We start from the raw sequence: 18,641 nt of genomic DNA, 5'->3' as shown, positions 1-18,641 counted from the left end.
AGGCATGTTAAAGATCGCATTTATCGCACATGATCGCAAGAAGGAAGAAATGGTTAATTTCGTTATCGCTTATGAGCATGTATTTGTTCCTCATCAATTATATTCGACCGGTACGACCGGCACTCGTATTATGGAGCAGACGAAGCTTAACATACATCGCTTCAGATCGGGTCCGCTTGGCGGCGACCAGCAGATTGGCGCTCTCGTTGCGGATAATGAAATGGATTTGATTGTTTTTTTACGCGACCCGTTAATGGCGCAGCCGCATGAGCCGGACATTATTGCTTTGCTTCGTCTTTGCGATGTACAAGGCATTCCGGTAGCGACGAATATCGCGACAGCTGAGCTGCTTGTGAAGGCGTTGGAACGCGGTGACTTTGCATGGAGAGAGCTTGTACATAAATACAAGCCGGAGGAAACAAAATGAACGTGAGGACTGCGCAATCGGAGTCATTGGACATACTCGTATTCGGCGCTCATGCGGATGATGCGGAGATTGGGATGGGCGGCACAATTGCGAAGCATGTGCGTGCCGGTCATCGTGTAGGTGTATGTGATCTGACTCTTGCGGAAATGTCTTCTAACGGCACCGTAGAGCTGAGGCAGCAAGAAGCTGCCGATGCTTCTGCGGTGCTTGGTCTATCCGCAAGAACGAATCTCGGCATGCCTGATCGAGGGCTTGAAGGCACGAAGGAGCAGATCGAGCGAATTGTTGCGGAAATTCGTTATTTCCGTCCTCGAATCGTGTTCGCGCCGTATTGGGTAGATCGCCATCCGGATCATGTGAATTGCAGCCGGCTTATCGAGGAAGCGGTATTCAATGCCAAACTTCGTCGTTATTTGCCGGAGATTCCGCCAGTTCAAGTCGAACAATTCATTTATTATTATATAAACGATATCGAGCAGGTATCGCTAGTCGTGGATGTAAGCGAGCATTATGACGTGAAGCGTCAATCGATGCTTGCCTATCGCTCGCAATTCAGTCAAGCCTCTGCGGGTGAAGACCGTGTGTCGACCCCGCTGACGAATAGTTATGTTGAACGGGTTGAAGCAAGAGATGCTTTGCTTGGACAAGCCCGCGGATGGGCCTACGCCGAAGGGTTCGCGATTAAGCGCCCGCATGCTGTTACGTTATTTTAAGATCAAAGACAAATCGTACAGCTCTTGTCGAATACATTAAACAGATAGACGCTTGCACAGGAGGTGCGACAAAAGTGGCGAAGAAACTGAAGATCGGCATTACCTGCTACCCTACGCTTGGCGGATCAGGTGTTGTTGCCACAGAGCTCGGTAAACTGCTTGCCGAACGCGGTCATGAGATTCATTTTATTACACATAGCATTCCGTTCCGATTGGGACATTTTCACAAAAATATTTTTTTCCATGAAGTCGAAGTTAACGATTATTATGTATTTCGTTTCCCGCCATATGATTTATCGCTTGCCAGCAAAATGGCTCAAGTGGCGAAGATGCAGCAGCTAGACCTGCTTCATGTTCATTACGCGGTTCCGCATGCGGTATGTGCTTACTTGGCGAAGCAAATGATTGGCGATGGTTTGAAGACAGTGACGACGTTGCACGGTACGGATATTACGGTACTGGCGCAAGACGAATCGCTTAAAGACTTGATCCGTCTAGCCATTCATCAAAGTGATGCGGTAACCGCCGTATCGAATGATTTGATTAACGAAACGAGAAACTTGCTCGATATTATGACGCCGATCGACTTGACGTATAACTTCGTCGACAAACGGATTTATTATCCGCGAGATTCGGCTTCACTGCGTGCCGATTATGTCAAGCCGCATGAGAAAGTGCTCATGCATATTTCCAACTTCCGTCCCGTGAAGCGGGTCGGAGATGTTATCGATATATTCGCCAAGGTAGCGGAGAAGATGCCGGCGAAGCTGATGCTTGTAGGCGAAGGGCCGGAATTGACCAAGATCCAATGCAAAATCAAAAACATGGGACTTGAAGATCGCGTTGTCTTTCTAGGCAAGCAGGAGGACGTTGCGCAAGTCATTTCACTGGCCGATGTACTGCTGCTGCCATCCGAGAAGGAAAGCTTCGGGCTCGTTGCGCTTGAAGCGATGGCATGCGGCGTGCCGACGATCGGCTCTAACGCAGGCGGAATCCCAGAGCTTGTTACACATGGGGAGACGGGCTTCTTGAGCCCAATTGGCGATGTGGAGAGCATGGCAGAAAACGCGATTCGTCTGCTGCAAGACGAGAAGCTGCATGAGCAATTCAGAAAAGCATGTATTTTCCGTGCGACGCATGAGTTCTGCAACGATGTGATTACTGCTCAATATGAACAAATTTATTACCGGGTACTCGGAATTGAAGCAGAAATGCCAATGATCGTCTGCGGAGAGTAAAGTGCTTGCAAATTGACACATGTATCGGAGGCTGGATAACGTATGAAGCTTACATTGCCCACGCTGCTCGAAGCCGCTGTGCCAATTGTCGCTAAGCTTGAGGAAAACGGTTATGAAGCGGTGTTTGTAGGCGGCGCGGTAAGAGATACGGTTATCGGACTTCCGGTCAAGGACGTCGATATTGCAACTTCTGCGCGACCTGAACAGGTTATGGCTTTGTTTCCAAAATGTATACCGACTGGTCTCCAGCATGGAACGATTACGATCGTTCATGAAGGGGAGACCTATGAAGTGACGACCTATCGCCAGGAGTCTGCTTACGAGGATTATCGCAAGCCTTCTGGCGTTGCGTACATAACGAGTCTCGAAGGCGATCTGTTGCGCCGCGACTTCACGATCAATGCGATGGCGCTTATGAAAGACGGGAGCGTCTACGATCCATACAGCGGCGCTAACGACATCGAGCTGCGTTATATTCGCTGTGTTGGGGATGCCGATGCGCGCTTTCAGGAAGATGCGCTGCGAATGGTGAGAGCAGTCAGGTTCATAGCCGTCTACGGCTTTCAGCCGACCGTCTCCACTTGGAGGGCACTTAAGAAACATAGCGAACTTATGCGGCATATTGCAATGGAGCGCGTCCAAGCCGAGCTCGACAAGATGTTTGCCGGCAGTGATCCGCGCAGAGCGCTCGCATGGCTGCATGCGAGCGGCTTGCTGTTTAAGTTGAAAGACAAGCTTCCGCTGCTTCAAAGTTTGAGTCGGAACTGTACCTTAACCGCGAGTCGAAGCGATAAAGTATACGGGCGGATCAGTCTGCTTGATGATTTGGATTGCAGATGGGCTGCCGTGCTGATTGAAAGCGCAATTTCTTCGGTCGCTGCAGATGAATCATTGCGACTGCTGAAGCTATCGAATAATCGAAGAATGAGAATTACAGGATTGATCCGTTTGCATGAGAATGCCATTGATATGAAGAGAGAAAGAGCTGTCAACGCTCCTTCACTTAAGCAGTGGTGGGTTGAGACTGTTATTCGCGAAGGCAGACAAATGTCGGAGGATTGGCTTCTCGTTGAAGCTGCCCTACATTATAATGAAGTCGGCTCAGGTTCAGATGCAATCGATTTGTCCATGCTGAAGGAACAATTAAATGCGTTTCCAATCATAACGTTAAAGCAGCTGGATGTGAATGGACGTACGCTTGCTCAGCGGCTTATGAAACCGACAGGTCCTTGGGTGAGCCGGTGTCTGCATCATCTGCTTGTACAAGTGGCTAGCTGCGAGCTCGCGAATGAACGAGAGACGCTCCTCGCGCAAGCCGAACTTTGGGATAAAGAGGACAATAACAATGAGTAACGATAAGCTGTTGCAAATGTTTTTACGAGAGCCGGGTCAATATGTATCCGGAGAGAAGATGAGCCAGGAGCTGCTAGTGAGCCGAACGGCGATATGGAAGCAGATTCAGAAGCTGGAGGCCGAGGGCTATAGTTTTGAGGCATCCCGACGTTTAGGCTACCGATTGTTGAGCATTCCGGACAAGCTCGATTCCGATCTGCTCTCAAGCCGTATGACGTCAAGCCGCTTTGGTAGAAACATTCATCTGCACGACACTGTTCAATCGACGCAGATTGTCGCTAGGGATGCGGCAGAGAACGGTGCTCCTGAAGGTACGCTTATCATTGCAGAACAACAGACGAGCGGTCGGGGGCGCATGGGAAGAGGCTGGGTATCGCCGAAAGGCAAAGGCATATGGATGAGCATGGTGCTACGTCCATCCGTGCCGATTCACTTTGCTCCGCAATTGACTCTGCTTACTGCTGTTGCATTGTGCAGAAGCTTGATACGGCTAACAGGACTGTCCATCGGCATCAAATGGCCAAATGACCTGTTGATCGAAGGGAAGAAAATAAGCGGCATTTTATTGGAATCTGCAGCAGAAGACGAACGGCTTCGTTATGTGATTGCCGGTGTGGGTATTAGCGTCAATCTGGAGCCATCCGATTATGTTGACGGACTTCTTGAGAAGGCGACCTCACTGCGCATCGCTTCAGGACAAACGTTGTCGCGGAGCGATATTATCATTCAGTTCATGCATGAGTGGGAGCAATTGTACGATCTATACCAAGAGCAAGGGTTCAGCCCAATTATTACGATATGGGAGGCACTCTCGGTCTCGCTTGGCAAACCAGCGAGCTTGGTGACACCGCAAGGTACGATAACAGGCATTCCAGTAGGGCTTGATACATCCGGCGCGATTAACATTCAATTGGAGGACGGCAGTGTCATTCCCATTTTTTCGGCTGAAATGGGCGAACCGACATAAGCTGCGCGCATCCGTTTACGAATAGACAGAAGTCTGTTAAAATAGCGGTATCAGGCGGTATTCCTTGGAAGCTGCACTGACAATCGTTCGACAATTTAAGTTTTAAGCAAATGGTTGGAAAAGCACACTCTGCTCTGAGCCGCTAGGACCGAGACAGAAGGAAGCACCATAAGAAATCGTTTCCTTTTCAGTTTGGGGACCTTTTTAGCAGCGGCTAAAAGGTTTTTTTGTGTTTAAAATATAAGAATAGACTTGTTCTGTTCTTATACCATTCGAAGGGGATGAGAAGCTGATGAGGAAACGACTGACGATCACATCAATGAAAAAAATGAAGCAGGAACGCAATGCGATTTCCGTGCTCACCGCTTACGACTATCCTTCGGCGAAGTTAGCCGAGGAAGCAGGTATTGACGTTATATTGGTCGGTGATTCGCTCGGAAATGTCGTACTTGGCTACGAGACGACAATACCGGTAACGATCGACGACATCATTTATCATACAAGGGCGGTAGCTCGCGGAGCGGGGCAAACGTTCATCGTTGCCGATATGCCGTTCATGACATACGGCGCGTCACGCGAGACGACTCTTCGCAACGCGGCGCGAATCATGCAGGAGGGCGGAGCCCACGCGCTTAAACTCGAGGGCGGAACAGAAATTGTAGCAGACGTCGAAGCATTGGTGAAAGCCGGCATTCCGGTGATGGGGCATATCGGACTTACACCGCAATCCGTGCATCAGCTTGGCGGCTACAAGGTGCAAGGTAAGCTCGACAAGGAAGCTGAACGTCTTATGAGTGACGCTAAAGCCTTGGAGCAAGCCGGCGCGTTCAGCATCGTAATGGAGCTCGTAACGGAACCTCTCGCAGCGGCAATAAGCGAGGCGCTCACAATTCCTACGATTGGGATCGGGGCAGGACGCGGTTGTGACGGGCAAGTGCTTGTCTACCATGATCTGCTGCAATACGCATCGCCTTATACACCCAAAAAATTCGTTAAAACGTATGCTGACATCGGCACCACGATTAGAGATGCCATTCAGTCCTATGTTCAAGATGTTAAAGGGGCTGCCTTCCCAGCGGAGGAGCATGCTTTCCTGGGCCATACGTCGGCTGTTCAACCTCTATACGGAGGTAACGGTTCTGGTTCTGAACCGATAGAGAAGTCAACGAAGTCGGCTGCGGAGGTGCGGCTGTCATGATCATTAGCCAAACGAAAGCAGACCTTAAGCAGCAATTAGCCGCCTTCCGAAAAGAGGGCGCAAGCATCGGCTTTGTGCCGACCATGGGTTATTTGCATGAAGGACATGCAAGTCTGATGCGGCAATCGAAGGAAAATAACGATATTACGGTACTAAGTATATTCGTAAATCCGCTTCAATTCGGTCCGAATGAAGATTTGGACCGATATCCGAAGGATGAAGCAAGAGATCTAGCATTGGCAAAAGCGGTTGGCGTAGATGTTGTATTTATGCCGTCAGTTGCCGAGATGTATCCGGAGAAGCCGCTGACTCGTTTGATCGTTGAACAGGTTACAGATCGCTTATGCGGGGCATCGCGTCCCGGACATTTTGACGGAGTAGGTCTAGTTGTCAGCAAGCTGTTCCATCTTGTTCAACCGGATCGCGCTTACTTCGGCATGAAGGATGCGCAGCAAGTAGCCGTGATTGAGCAAATCGTCAATGATCTGGACATACCGGTAGAAATTGTCCCTTGTCCGATTGTGCGTGAGCCCGATGGACTCGCATTGAGCTCGCGCAACGTTTATTTAAGCGCCGAGCAACGCAGCCAGGCGGTCGTGCTGTCGCAAGCTCTTGCACTTGCTAGCGAATGGTACCTGGAGCCTGACATGAACGCAGAACGCCTCTTGGCTAAAGTGAAGCTTCATATTAGCAAATCAAGCGAAGCCGTCATTGATTATGTAGAGCTGCTTCATTATCCAAGACTTGACACGTTGTCGCAAGCGGAATCGTTGTTTGAAGTTAAGCAGCCATTGCTTCTTGCGCTGGCGGTTAAATTCGGAACGACAAGATTAATTGATAATTGTTTATTGGAGAGAACGGAGGTACAGGACTATGTTCAGAACAATGATGAAATCAAAACTTCACCGGGCCACGGTTACGGAAGCGAACCTCAATTATGTAGGTAGCATTACCATTGATGAGGATTTGATGGATGCAGCCGATATATGGGAGAATGAGAAAGTGCAAATCGTTAATAACAATAACGGGGCACGCTTCGAAACGTACGTCATTGTCGGTGAGCGCGGATCTGGCGTCATTTGCTTGAATGGAGCAGCTGCAAGGCAAGTACAGCCGGGAGATCAAGTCATTATTATTTCTTATGCATCTATGAGCAATGAAGAAGCGAAAGCGCACAAGCCGATCGTAACGATACTGGATGCCGATAACAAGCCGCTTCGTTCACTGACGGAAGAGCTTCATTCAACGATTTTGTAATATTTGCATGGAAGCGCGCGATTGTTCTTTACTTAATTCCTTACTTATGTAACGGCTGGGATGCTGAATGAAAAGCGTCGTAAAAACAAAAAATGAGCATAACACACTCCTTAATTCTTTGGCGAAGGCGGGATGCGGTATGTTCCAGCATATGTTTACTGAAATGAATGAGCTGCTCGATCAGATGATCCAGCAATATCCTGATGCATGCGAGCAGCAAAAAAGGCAGTTCGAGCAGCAAATGAACGAGCTTAAGAAGGTGAGCGATTCGTTCATCGAACAATGGCTTGAATTTGAAGAGAAGCTGTCTGACTTCAAGGACAGCTACGGCGAGCTTGTAAGCAAGTCCGCCCCAGCAACGACAGGGTCAGGTGGTAGCGATGCTGCGAAAGCTCTTGAACAGGAGCCGGCAGCATCTCACGTTTACACAGCGTCTGCTTCGTCCGTTTGCAACAAAGCGGATCTAGAAATTCCAGAAGATGCTGCACCTATTATTTCCAAGGGACAAGGTTATTATAAATTATTGATGTTCCCTGAAGCCGCCGCGCAGTTTCAGGTCGCTGTAGGACAATCGCCGGAATGCAATCTTGCTCGTCTGTTTCTGGCCATGACCCATATGCATATGCAGAATTGGAACGAAGCCCAGCGGCATTTTCAATTATTGATTGCATTAACGGACTTCCCTAAATGGCTTGCTTTAGGCTATAATGCGCTAGGATGCATTCAAGCGGTTCATATGAACCTTGCCCATGCGGAGAAGCTGTTCATGAAGGCTCATCAAGTTTATCCCAGCTTTACCGACCCGCTGAACAACTTGAAGTCATGTCAGCAAACGCCTTTGCAATTATCGTTATATTTTGGAAGCACGGAGCTGTGCTGTTTGTGAGAGGATCGGGGAACGAATGAAATTTGCAGTACTGGATTTAGAGACGACCGGGCATAGCCAGTCCGACGATATTTTGCAAATCGGACTGGCTCTTGTTTCGGAAGAGCTTGAAGTATTACAAACGTTCAGCACTTTCGTACGGCCTACTGTTCCGATACCGGCTTTTATTACTCAACTAACCGGCATTGATGATGCTGTAGTTGAAGATGCGCCGGAATTGCAGGAGGTACTCGTACAGCTCATACCCTTGCTTGATGATGCTGTGCTCGTCGCGCATAACGTTGGTTTTGATGCAGGCTTTCTGAATCAAGCGCTTGATCGTTGCGGGTATCTTGGTTTCGCCGGACGCAGGCTCGATACAATTGAACTGCTTCGCATATTATATCCTTCCATTACGACTTATCAGCTCGGCGCTGTCACGGAAATGTTCGGCATCGAGCATGAAAGCCACCATCGTGCGGACAGCGATGCTCTCGCTACTGCGAACTTATTTATCGAAATTGTTCAGAAGCTTCGCCAATTGCCGCTGCTTACGTTGCAGCGGCTATCTGCGCTCATTAACGATGGAAGCGATTTAAGCTGGTTTATAGCAGAGACGCTGCAGCGTATGGAAGTTCGAAATGTGTTCGAGCCTGCAGAATACGATTACTTTAATCAATTTGCGCTTAAAGCTAGGGAATGGACAGAAGAACAGCCGCCGAGAGCCGAGAGCGACAATATCTCGCTCGGCGAATTGTCATTCGAACATTATTTGGCGGATGTGAAGCAGCGTTTCGAAGCTCGCTTCGAAAATTACGAGGAGCGCGAAGCGCAAACTGAAATGTTCCATGAAGTGTACAATGCTTTAAACAGTGAACAGCACTTGCTTATTGAAGCGGGCACAGGAACAGGCAAGTCTTTAGGTTATCTGATACCGGCCTTGTATTACGGTATTCGCAACAATAAAAAGGTTGTTGTCAGCACACATACGATTAACTTGCAAGAGCAGCTTCGGCAACGGGATATTCCGCTGCTCGAGGACGTGCTGCCGTTTCCTTTCAAGGCTTCCATCTTTAAGGGAAGAGGCAATTACTTATGTTTGCGCAAATTCGAAGGCAAAGTGAATACGAAAGATCTTGTATCGCCAATAGATGATGTCATTACAGCTGCACAAATGGTCGTTTGGCTTGGTGAAACGGAGACCGGCGATCAAGAAGAGCTGAATTTCGGCAATAAAGGCGCTGACTTCTGGTCAACCGTAGCCAGCGATGCCGATTCATGCCTTAACCGGGCATGTCCGTGGTTCAAACGTTGTTATTACCATCGCGCCAAGCAGGAGTCGAACATCGCAGATGTATGCGTGACTAATCATTCGATGTTATTCACCGATATCCAAGCGGATCATCGTTTGCTTCCAACTTACAGTCATCTTATTATAGATGAAGCGCATCATGTGGAAGAGGTCGCGGGCAAGCATCTTGGCATGCAGGTCAGCTATTTCTCGTTCAATCAGACTGTACAGCGTCTTTATAAGGATGCCAGATCTGGCTTGCTTCCAGCACTTAGAATTAAGCTGCAATACGAGGATGATGCGCACCAATCAGCTTGGCTTGAAACAATCGATACGGTCATCCCGATATTTAACGATATTAAAGATCATTGGGATAAACTGTTCGAAATGTTCTATAGCTTTACCTCGATATCGAATGAGCTTGCTTCAGGTGAAGCCGGGCAAGCGGTTTGCCGATTGAAGATCGGCGAGCTGCCAGCTGGCTGGGACGACGCTGTTACGACCGAAGGTAATGTGCATACGGAGCTGAATCGGATTATTCGAACGTTGGATAAAATGGTTAATGATATTAAGGATCGTGTGGATGATTCAACGATTCAAGCTGCCATTACAGATCTTAACGGCGCTTTAAGGGATTTGACCCGCGTAAAAGATGAATTGCATATTTTCATCAAGCTGGAGCAGGCTGCGTCAGTATTCTGGATTGAGGCGAGCAGCGCATATCGTTACCGATCGGTTCATTTGTATGCCGCACCGGTAGATGTGAGTGAACAGCTTCAGAAATATTTCTTCGATGTCAAAGAAAGCATTGTCATGACTTCGGCTACCTTGTCGGTACAGAAGTCGTTCCAATACGCAGCCGAACAGCTAGGACTTACAGGGTACGAGGAGCAAGGCCGGCTTAAGACCGTGCAATTGCCGTCGCCGTTCAATTATCGGGAGCAGGCGCTTGTCGTCATTCCTCGCAACTTCCCAGTATTGAAAGGCTCCTATGTGGATCAAGCCTACTTAGATATGTTGACGGAATCATTGGCAGCATCGGCGAAGGAAACGAAGGGAAGAATGCTTGTATTATTCACATCGTACAAGATGCTGAAGCAAGTGTATGAGCCGCTTAAGGAGCGTTTGTCTGAGTCCGGCATACAAGTGCTTGGCCAAGGCATCGACAGCGGCAACCGGACGAAGTTGACGAGACGTTTCCGGCAGCAGCCTGAATCGGTTCTGCTTGGCACGAGCAGCTTCTGGGAAGGGGTAGACATTCCCGGGGAAGCGCTCATCTGTCTCGCCATTGTACGCTTGCCTTTCCAGCCGCCTAACCATCCGCTTGCGGAAGCTAAGTCAGAGCTGCTACTGAGGCAGAAGCAAAATCCGTTCATGAAGCTGTCCATCCCGCAAGCCGTTATTCGTTTTAAGCAAGGATTCGGGCGGCTCGTGCGAACATCGCAAGACAAAGGCATTGTGATTATCTACGATACGCGGATCATCGATGCGTATTACGGCAAGCATTTCCTGTATTCCTTACCGGGACCGAAGATTGAAACGATGCATACGGAGCAAATGGTGCTGCGCATGCGAGAGTGGCTAAGCAGCAGCGTTAGTGCAGCAGATAAGAAGGATTCGAGTGAGCAGAAACCAGCGATATCAGAGGAGGAGAAAGGTTGAAGCAGACGAAAATATCAGAAGCTGTCGTTAGACGGCTGCCTATCTATCTTCAAGTGTTGAACGAGCTACACACTCGTGAAGTTCAAACCGTTTCATCTCAGGAATTGGGCGTTAAGCTCGACCTTAATCCTGCTCAGATTCGCAAGGATCTCGCATATTTCGGAGAGTTCGGCCGCAAAGGGATCGGCTACGACGTTCTGTATCTCATCGAGAAGATCAGACAAATTCTTAAGGTCGATCAACCGATTAACGTAGCGCTCGCCGGTGCCGGTAATCTAGGACATGCTTTATGCAATTACAATAAGTATTCCAAAGACAATATGAAGATCACAGCCGTGTTCGACGCTCACCCGAGCAAGATCGGCATTAGCATTAACAACCTGCAGGTACTGCCGATGGAAGAACTGCCGCGAATTATCGTCCAGCAAAGTATTCGAATTGGTATCATTACGGTACCTGCCCACGAAGCGCAGAACGTCGCGAATCAATTCGTGGAAGCAGGTATCGAAGGCATATTGAACTTCGCACCCGCAATTCTGCGCGTACCCGAGCATATTCGGATTCACAACGCCGATTTCACGCGTGATTTGCTTAGCTTGGCCTATTATTTAGCAGGAGAAGGAGAATCAGCTAATGAGTCAACTATGGATTGAGAACGGCTTATTCATCACGATGGATGAGAGCCGCATGACGTTTAAAGGACATATGGTCGTAACGAATGACCGTATTACATACTTAGGGGAAGCTACACCTGTCGACGTTGCGGCTGATGCGCAGAAGATTGACGGCAGCAAGCTGGCTTTTATGCCGGGATTGATTAACACGCACGGACATGCAGCAATGACGCTGTTGCGCGGATATTCGGATGATCAAAACTTGCAAGTATGGCTGCAAGAGAAGATGTGGCCGATGGAAGCGAAGTATGTCGATCAAGATACAAAGGCGGGCAGCGCTTTGGCTATCGTCGAAATGCTTAAGACGGGTACAACGGCATTCGTTGATATGTATGATCGGATGGACCAGGTAGCAATGATGGTAGAGAAGTCGGGTATTAGGGGCTGCTTGACTCGCGGCGTTATCGGCTTGTGCGAGAAGGAAGTGCAAGACGCGAAGCTGGCAGAAGCAATAGCCTTTGCTCGTGATTGGAATGGCAAAGCCGACGGTAGAATTACGACGATGATATCGCCTCATGCGCCTTATACCTGTCCGCCTGATTATATAGAGCGTTTCGTTCAAGCGGCGCATGACTATAACTTGCCACTTCATACCCATATGTCCGAGACGATTGCCGAAGTAGAGCAAAACGTTCGCGATTACGGCTTGCGTCCTGTTGAGCATTTGGACAAGCACGGCTTTTTCTCAAGGCCATCGCTTGTAGCCCATGCCGTTCATCTTAACGATGCCGAGATTGAGCTGTTAGCCGCTCGCGGCGTAGCGGTATCCCATAACCCGGTAAGCAACTTGAAGCTGGCGAGCGGTGTTGCTCGCGTGACTGATCTTCTGAAAGCTGGCGTTACCGTGTCACTTGGGACGGATAGCGTAGCGAGCAACAATAACCTGGACTTGTTCCAAGAAATTCAGCTTGCCGCACTTCTGCACAAGGGAGTATCTGGCGATCCGACGGCAATACCTGCGATAGAAGCGCTTCGTATGGGAACGGTATACGGTGCCCGCTCGATCTGGCAGCAAGATCAGATTGGCGTCTTGCGTGTTGGCATGAAAGCCGATTTTATTGCTATTAACTTGGATCAGCCTCAGTTCTACCCGCTGACAGATATCTTATCGCATTTGGTCTATTCCGGGTCGGGGCGCGATGTGCAGCATGTGTGGGTAGATGGACGTCAAGTTGTTCAAAATGGTGAATGTACATTGCTGGATGAGGAAAAAATCCGCTTCGAAGCGCAAGCGAGCTTCGAGCGTTTGCTGCAAGCCTAATGCGCGCGGATACGAAGAAACGTCCGCCGATTATGACTACGCAGCGATGGATCTTTGTCATCGTCGCCGTTCTGCTCATCATCATCACGACGACAGCGATTTATTATAAGGATATCAAGTCTCCTCGCTGGTCGGATGAGAGGGCGGCGAAAGCAGAAGCGATAGAAGCTGCAGACTTGACGGAAGTCGATCAAATAAGCAAACATATTTGGGATCGAGTAAGTTGGTTTGTTTCCGGTAAAAATGCGGATGGCGAACAGATCTATGTATGGCTGCCGCGACCTGGAGACGAAGAAACTGACGAAGAAACTTCGACGCAAGAACCGATTGTCGTGAAAGCATCGGAAGCAGAAGCGAAGAATAACATTAGGGCGAAGTTCGATCTCGCGAAGCCTGAAGCTGTTGTAAAGCGTATGCAGCCTGGACTGCTTGGCGACAAGCCGGTATGGGAAATCTTTTATACGCTTAAGGCAGACCAGACCCATTATTACTACGATTTTTATTCATTTACGAGCGGCGATTTTTTAAACGAATATAAGCTGCCAGCAAAGACGGAGCCTCAATAGGCTCCGTTTCCTGTTTTTACACCGACCGATCTGTTGATAGTTATGATATACTTTTGTATAGCGTGATCGATATACGGATGATCTATCAATTATATCGGAGGCGATAAAGAGATGAAAAAAATAAGCGTCGTACCGGTCATTGTTACAGCCGCTATATCCGTTGCTGTATTGTTCGGCGGATGGACGATATATAATCAAGTCGCTGTTGCTGCGCCTCTTGAGGATGCGATTGCAGACGTGCCGGGAATTGTGAATTCGGCAAAGCCGAAGATGAGCAAGGATCAAGTAACGATTGATGTCACTCTATCGCAAGATGCGAATCTCCGCGAGATTTATCAATCGATTAATCATAATGGTAAAGGTGCCATAGGCAGCCGTGAACTCAAGCTGGATGTTCTTAACGAGTCGAATAAGGTGCTGGATGACTATTGGTATCAAGCGCTGTTCGAAGTAGCGGAAGCGATGGAAAATAAGGCTTACTCGAATATTCCTAAGGCGCTGGAAGAAGCAGGACAGGATAACCCTGCAATTCAAGCTGAAACCGAGATGGACGACAATAATATCTACATTACGTTGAAAACGGATAATGCGGTTAAGTTTATCGTATTGCCAAGAACGCCTGCACAGATGGGAGTGTGGGAAAATGCGTAATATACGTCAATACTGGATTGAAATTGCAATCGGCGTTGTGCCGGTACTCATTGCTTTCTTTATTTATATTGGCTTGAACGTCGTTCCTATCGTGATGCTTGGTGTGCTTGGATTCGCGCTTGTATATCTGGCAAGAGGCAAAGGTCGGATGACGGCTGCATCGAGCCGGAAGCGCAGCGCCGCTACTAAATCGGCTCCGCTTATGTTCGAGCAGATTGGCGGTCAAGATCGCGCGAAGCAGGAGCTTATTGAATCCCTTGATTTTCTAGTCAAGCAGGAACAGATTGCGAAGCTCGGCATACGTCCGATGAAAGGCATTTTATTGGCAGGTCCACCGGGGACAGGTAAGACGTTGCTCGCAAGAGCGGCTGCCCACTACACGGATTCGATTTATTTGGCTGCTTCCGGCAGTGAATTCGTAGAAATGTATGTCGGTGTTGGTGCTGGCCGTATTCGCGATTTGTTCTCCGAGGCACGGACGAAAGCGAAGAAAGCAGGCAAAAAAAGCGCAGTTATTTTTATTGATGAAATCGAAGTTATCGGCGGAAAGCGAGACGGCGGCCAACATCGTGAGTATGATCAGACGCTTAATCAGCTGCTGACCGAGATGGATGGTATCCATCCTAACGAATCGCCGCGTATCTTGTTAATTGCGGCAACGAACCGCAAGGAGATGCTTGACTCGGCCTTGCTTCGCCCAGGGCGTTTCGACCGTCATATTGGCGTTGAGCTTCCCGACAAGAAGGGCAGACTGCATATTTTAAATATCCACGCAAATAATAAACCTATGGATGATTCCGTAGATTTGGATAAGGTTGCGGCTGAGTCGTTCGGCTTCTCCGGGGCGCAGCTCGAAAGTGTGATGAACGAAGCAGCTATTTATGCGATGCGGGAATCAAGCGCAACGATCATCGAGCGTCATCTATCTATGGCGATTGATAAAGTCATGATGGGCGAGAAGACCGACCGTGAAGCGACAAAGGAAGAGCGAGAGCGCGTAGCGCTTCATGAGCTTGGACATGCGATTATGGCAGAGCTTACTCGTCCGGGCAGCGTATCGCAGGTTGCACTATCGCCGCGTGGACAAGCACTTGGTTATGTACGGCATAATCCGAAGCAGGATCGGTACTTGTATACAACGCAGTTTTTGAACAGTCAAATTATGATTGCGCTTGGCGGCGCGGCTGCCGAGGAAATGTTCTATGGCGAGCGCAGCACCGGGTCGCGAGGCGACTTCGAGCAGGCGATGAATATCGTAAAAACATTAGTGGAATCGGGTCTGACCGAGGAAGGGATCGTAGATTCCTCGATGATGACACCCGAGGCTTGGGCAAGAATTAATCGTACGATATTGGATGAGCTGATGGTGGAGACAAAAACGATGCTTGAACAGAGACGCGGCGTGTTCACCAGCTCGCTTCAGACACTGCTGAAAGAGGAAATGCTTAGCGGCGATGAATTCCGTAAATTGTTAGTTGCAGCTTGACGAAATATGTTGCATGATAGCAGAACAAATCTTACAATTTGAAGGCGGGCACCATGTCCGCCTTCTATTTTTGTTGAAATTCGTTATAATAAGAATGAACTACATATGCGTACAAAACGTGCATTCCGGTTATAAGGCAGCTTCGTATACCGGATACAAAGGAGCAATGGGCAGTGTTGATTAAAACAGTTGGTGTCGTCGGCCTGGGAACGATGGGGCAAGGCATTACAGAGATGCTTGCAGCCAATGGCTTGGACGTTATCGTAGTAGAGCGTACACAAGAACGTTTGACATATGGGATGGAAATGATCGTCCTAAGTCTCGATAAGCAAATTGAGAAATGGGCGCTCACGCAGGCGGAGCGCAAGCTCATTATGAACCGCGTGCAGACGACGACGGATTATGACAAGCTCTCGGAATGCGAGCTTGTTATCGAGACGATAACGGAAGATTTGGAAAGCAAAAAAACGATATTCGAGCAACTGGACCAAATATGCGGCCCGGACGTTATTCTTGCAAGCAATACGTCTACGCTAAGCTTGACGGAACTTGCCAGCGTAACGAAATATTCGGATCGCGTGATCGGCATGCACTTCATTTATCCGGTATCGAAGATCGATATCGTTGAGCTTGTGCGCGGTTTGAAGACATCCGAGCATACATTCTCCAGAGCGAAACATTTTGTCGATGAGATCATTCATAAAAAAGGCATCATGGTGTTCGAGTCGCCGGGCTTTGTTACGACTCGCTTGATCTGCCTGTTCATAAATGAAGCGCTGCATGTGCTGGAAGAAGGCGTCGCTTCCGCCGAAGACATCGATAACGCGATGCGTATCGGCTATTCGTTCCAGCATGGGCCATTCGAGATGGCTGATCGCTTCGGACTTGATTCGGTGCTTGCTGCGCTAGACCGGATGTTCAGAGAGTACGGCGAGCTGAAGTACCGTCCTTCGATCGTGCTTAAGAAGATGGTGCGAGCGGGACATCTCGGCGCCAAGTCGGGCGTCGGGTTTTTCAAATACGATAAGGATGGAGACCGAATCTAATGAAAGTTCTTGTCATTAATGCGGGAAGCTCGTCGTTAAAATATCAGTTGTACGATATGAGGGATGAGTCTGTGCTTGCGAGCGGCAGAGTGGAGCGAATCGGAATGGATTCCTCGATTGTGACTCATGAGCCGGCGGGCAAGCCCGAGGTTCGCGACGTAAGTGAAATTCTAGAGCATGTAACCGCGGTTAAACGGGTTATCGACATGCTGACGCATAAAGAGTATGGCGTGATCGGCAGCATGAATGAGATTGATGCGGTTGGTCATCGTGTTGTGCACGGCGGCGAAGTGTTTAAGAGCTCGGTTCTCGTTACCCAGGATGTTAAGCTTGAGATTCGCAGGTTATTCGATTTGGCGCCGCTTCATAATCCGGCTCATATGATGGGGATTACGGCTGTCGAGTCGAATCTGCCGCATGTGCCGCAGGCCGTAGTGTTCGATACGGCGTTCCATCAGACGATGCCTAATACTTCGTACTTATATCCAATTCCTAAAGTGTTGTATCGCAGACATAAGATTCGTCGTTACGGTTTTCACGGCACCTCCCATTCGTATGTAAGCGGACAAGCTGCCGCATACCTTGGCAAGCCGCTTGCGTCTTTGAAAATGGTATCCTGTCATATTGGTAACGGCGCAAGCTGCGCTGCTATTCTGGATGGTCAATCGTTCGATACAAGCATGGGGATGACGCCGCTTGAAGGATTAATGATGGGCACGCGCAGCGGCGATATCGATCCGGCAATCGTTCCATTCGTCATGAACAAAGAAGAGCTTACGCTGAATGAAGTGAACTCGATGCTCAATAAGCATAGCGGCATGATTGCCATATCAGGAATCAGCAGCGACATGCGCGAGATTACCGAGGCGATGGAGGATGGCGACAAAAACGCCAAGCTGGCATTCGATATGTATGTGTATCGGTTGAAGAAATATATTGGCGCTTACACTGCGGCGATGAATGGTATCGACACGCTTGTTTTCACGGCGGGCGTGGGCGAGAACTCTTCGGCAGTAAGAAAGGCCGTGTGCGAGGGCATTACGTTCCTTGGCATCGAGATCGATGACGAGCGAAACGCGGTGCGCAGCAAGGAAGTACGTGAAATATCAAAGGACAGCTCGCGCGTGAAAGTATTGGTTGTTCCGACAAATGAAGAGCTGCTTATCGCGAGAGATACGTATGAGCTGGTTAAGGCGGCACATTCGTCATAAGGAGAAGGGGGCCGGCAGACGATGAGCAACGAAATATGGAAAGCCTATTCTCATGGCATGGCTGCCGCGCTTCAAGAAGGCGGCGTTTATTTGTCAGCCATGCTGCTCCGCAGTTATAGGGAGCTGGAGTTATCCGATTCAGAGGCGATGCTGCTGCTGCAGCTAATTGCTTTCGCAGAGGTAGAGCACAACGATTTTCCGACGCCGGAGGAGCTTGCGAACCGTATGGGCACGGGCTCACGAGCGATCGGACAAATGCTGAACAGGCTCATTAAGGATCAATTTTTGACGATAGACGAATATATCGACAGCGTTACCGGCATGCAATCGGAGCGATACAATTGGAGCGGATGGCTGATGAAGGCGGCCGATTGGACTGCCGAGCATAAGCGGGAGACGAAGAAGGCGGAGCGCCAGCTTATGAAAGCTACTGCAGAACCGGTTACAAGCGCCGGAGAAATGTTCCATGTGTTCGAGCAGGAATTCGGCCGTCTGCTGTCGCCATTCGAATGCGAGACGATTAGCGTCTGGCTTGATCAAGACCGTTACTCGGAGGAGCTCATTCTACTCGCCTTGAAGGAAGCTGTGTTCGCAGGCAAGCTAAGTCTCAAATATATCGACCGGATCCTGTTCGAATGGGGACGCAATCGGGTTACGAACGTAGATGAAGCGCGCGCGCATTCCCAGAAGTTCCGCGGCGGCGGACGAAGTTAAGATCGCATGTTAGCTGGGCGATCTGCTATGTTGGATTTCTGCAGGATAGAGTGTCACTTGA

18 protein-coding genes are annotated in these 18,641 nt (G+C 49.1%); all 18 read left to right on the top strand.

The window, feature by feature from the left end; genetic code table 11:
• The first annotated feature begins 4 nt into the window (after window positions 1-4).
• Entirely contained in the window at window positions 5-427 is a 423-nt protein-coding gene (locus V8F51_RS26150) for a methylglyoxal synthase (RefSeq protein ID WP_337103443.1), read from the top strand.
• The gene (bshB1, locus tag V8F51_RS26145) at window positions 424-1,140 is read left to right on the top strand and encodes a bacillithiol biosynthesis deacetylase BshB1 (protein ID WP_337103441.1); all 717 of its coding nucleotides are present in this window, start codon (window positions 424-426) and stop codon (window positions 1,138-1,140) included. The genes V8F51_RS26150 and bshB1 overlap by 4 nt, the downstream gene beginning before the upstream one ends.
• Before the next feature lie 74 nt (window positions 1,141-1,214).
• Complete coding sequence (gene bshA, locus V8F51_RS26140) at window positions 1,215-2,378, top strand: N-acetyl-alpha-D-glucosaminyl L-malate synthase BshA (RefSeq protein ID WP_337103440.1); 1,164 nt, start codon at window positions 1,215-1,217, stop codon at window positions 2,376-2,378.
• A gap of 42 nt (window positions 2,379-2,420) precedes the next feature.
• Entirely contained in the window at window positions 2,421-3,731 is a 1,311-nt protein-coding gene (locus V8F51_RS26135; RefSeq protein ID WP_337103439.1) for a CCA tRNA nucleotidyltransferase, read from the top strand.
• Entirely contained in the window at window positions 3,724-4,698 is a 975-nt protein-coding gene (locus V8F51_RS26130; RefSeq protein ID WP_337103438.1) for a biotin--[acetyl-CoA-carboxylase] ligase, read from the top strand. Before V8F51_RS26135 ends, V8F51_RS26130 begins: the two co-directional genes overlap by 8 nt.
• A 292-nt stretch (window positions 4,699-4,990) precedes the next feature.
• Window positions 4,991-5,896 (top strand): 3-methyl-2-oxobutanoate hydroxymethyltransferase, encoded by a 906-nt coding sequence (gene panB, locus V8F51_RS26125; protein WP_337103437.1) that lies wholly within the window; start codon window positions 4,991-4,993, stop codon window positions 5,894-5,896.
• Window positions 5,893-6,843 carry a pantoate--beta-alanine ligase gene (gene panC / locus V8F51_RS26120; RefSeq protein ID WP_337103436.1) on the top strand — a complete coding sequence of 317 codons (951 nt, stop codon included), beginning with the start codon at window positions 5,893-5,895 and terminating at the stop codon, window positions 6,841-6,843. The genes panB and panC overlap by 4 nt, the downstream gene beginning before the upstream one ends.
• On the top strand, window positions 6,770-7,153 hold the full coding sequence (panD, locus tag V8F51_RS26115) for an aspartate 1-decarboxylase (protein ID WP_337103435.1): 384 nt from the start codon (window positions 6,770-6,772) through the stop codon (window positions 7,151-7,153). The genes panC and panD overlap by 74 nt, the downstream gene beginning before the upstream one ends.
• 139 nt (window positions 7,154-7,292) lie before the next feature.
• Window positions 7,293-8,039, top strand: a complete 747-nt coding sequence (locus V8F51_RS26110) for a hypothetical protein (RefSeq protein WP_337103434.1) — start codon at window positions 7,293-7,295, stop codon at window positions 8,037-8,039.
• A gap of 4 nt (window positions 8,040-8,043) precedes the next feature.
• Window positions 8,044-10,971 carry an ATP-dependent DNA helicase DinG gene (dinG, locus tag V8F51_RS26105; RefSeq protein WP_337103493.1) on the top strand — a complete coding sequence of 976 codons (2,928 nt, stop codon included), beginning with the start codon at window positions 8,044-8,046 and terminating at the stop codon, window positions 10,969-10,971.
• Window positions 10,968-11,624, top strand: a complete 657-nt coding sequence (locus V8F51_RS26100; RefSeq protein WP_337103433.1) for a redox-sensing transcriptional repressor Rex — start codon at window positions 10,968-10,970, stop codon at window positions 11,622-11,624. The genes dinG and V8F51_RS26100 overlap by 4 nt, the downstream gene beginning before the upstream one ends.
• A complete protein-coding gene (locus V8F51_RS26095; RefSeq protein ID WP_442956492.1) occupies window positions 11,605-12,906 on the top strand; it encodes an amidohydrolase in 1,302 nt (433 codons plus the stop codon). The genes V8F51_RS26100 and V8F51_RS26095 overlap by 20 nt, the downstream gene beginning before the upstream one ends.
• The gene (locus V8F51_RS26090) at window positions 12,906-13,472 is read left to right on the top strand and encodes a cell wall elongation regulator TseB-like domain-containing protein (RefSeq protein ID WP_337103432.1); all 567 of its coding nucleotides are present in this window, start codon (window positions 12,906-12,908) and stop codon (window positions 13,470-13,472) included. Before V8F51_RS26095 ends, V8F51_RS26090 begins: the two co-directional genes overlap by 1 nt.
• A 111-nt stretch (window positions 13,473-13,583) precedes the next feature.
• Window positions 13,584-14,123, top strand: coding sequence for a hypothetical protein (locus tag V8F51_RS26085; protein ID WP_337103431.1), 540 nt, complete (start codon window positions 13,584-13,586; stop codon window positions 14,121-14,123).
• Entirely contained in the window at window positions 14,116-15,609 is a 1,494-nt protein-coding gene (locus V8F51_RS26080; RefSeq protein WP_337103430.1) for an AAA family ATPase, read from the top strand. The genes V8F51_RS26085 and V8F51_RS26080 overlap by 8 nt, the downstream gene beginning before the upstream one ends.
• 173 nt (window positions 15,610-15,782) lie before the next feature.
• Entirely contained in the window at window positions 15,783-16,655 is an 873-nt protein-coding gene (locus V8F51_RS26075) for a 3-hydroxyacyl-CoA dehydrogenase family protein (RefSeq protein ID WP_337103429.1), read from the top strand.
• Entirely contained in the window at window positions 16,655-17,866 is a 1,212-nt protein-coding gene (locus V8F51_RS26070; RefSeq protein WP_337103428.1) for an acetate/propionate family kinase, read from the top strand. The genes V8F51_RS26075 and V8F51_RS26070 overlap by 1 nt, the downstream gene beginning before the upstream one ends.
• 21 nt (window positions 17,867-17,887) lie before the next feature.
• Complete coding sequence (locus V8F51_RS26065; protein ID WP_337103427.1) at window positions 17,888-18,580, top strand: DnaD domain protein; 693 nt, start codon at window positions 17,888-17,890, stop codon at window positions 18,578-18,580.
• Window positions 18,581-18,641 lie beyond the last annotated feature (61 nt).

Source organism: Paenibacillus sp. YIM B09110 (genome assembly GCF_037167145.1).
In the GTDB taxonomy this organism is placed as follows: Bacteria; Bacillota; Bacilli; order Paenibacillales; family Paenibacillaceae; genus Pristimantibacillus.
Note: the sequence above shows the minus strand (reverse complement) of the source record. Positions and strands in the feature narration are given on the sequence as shown.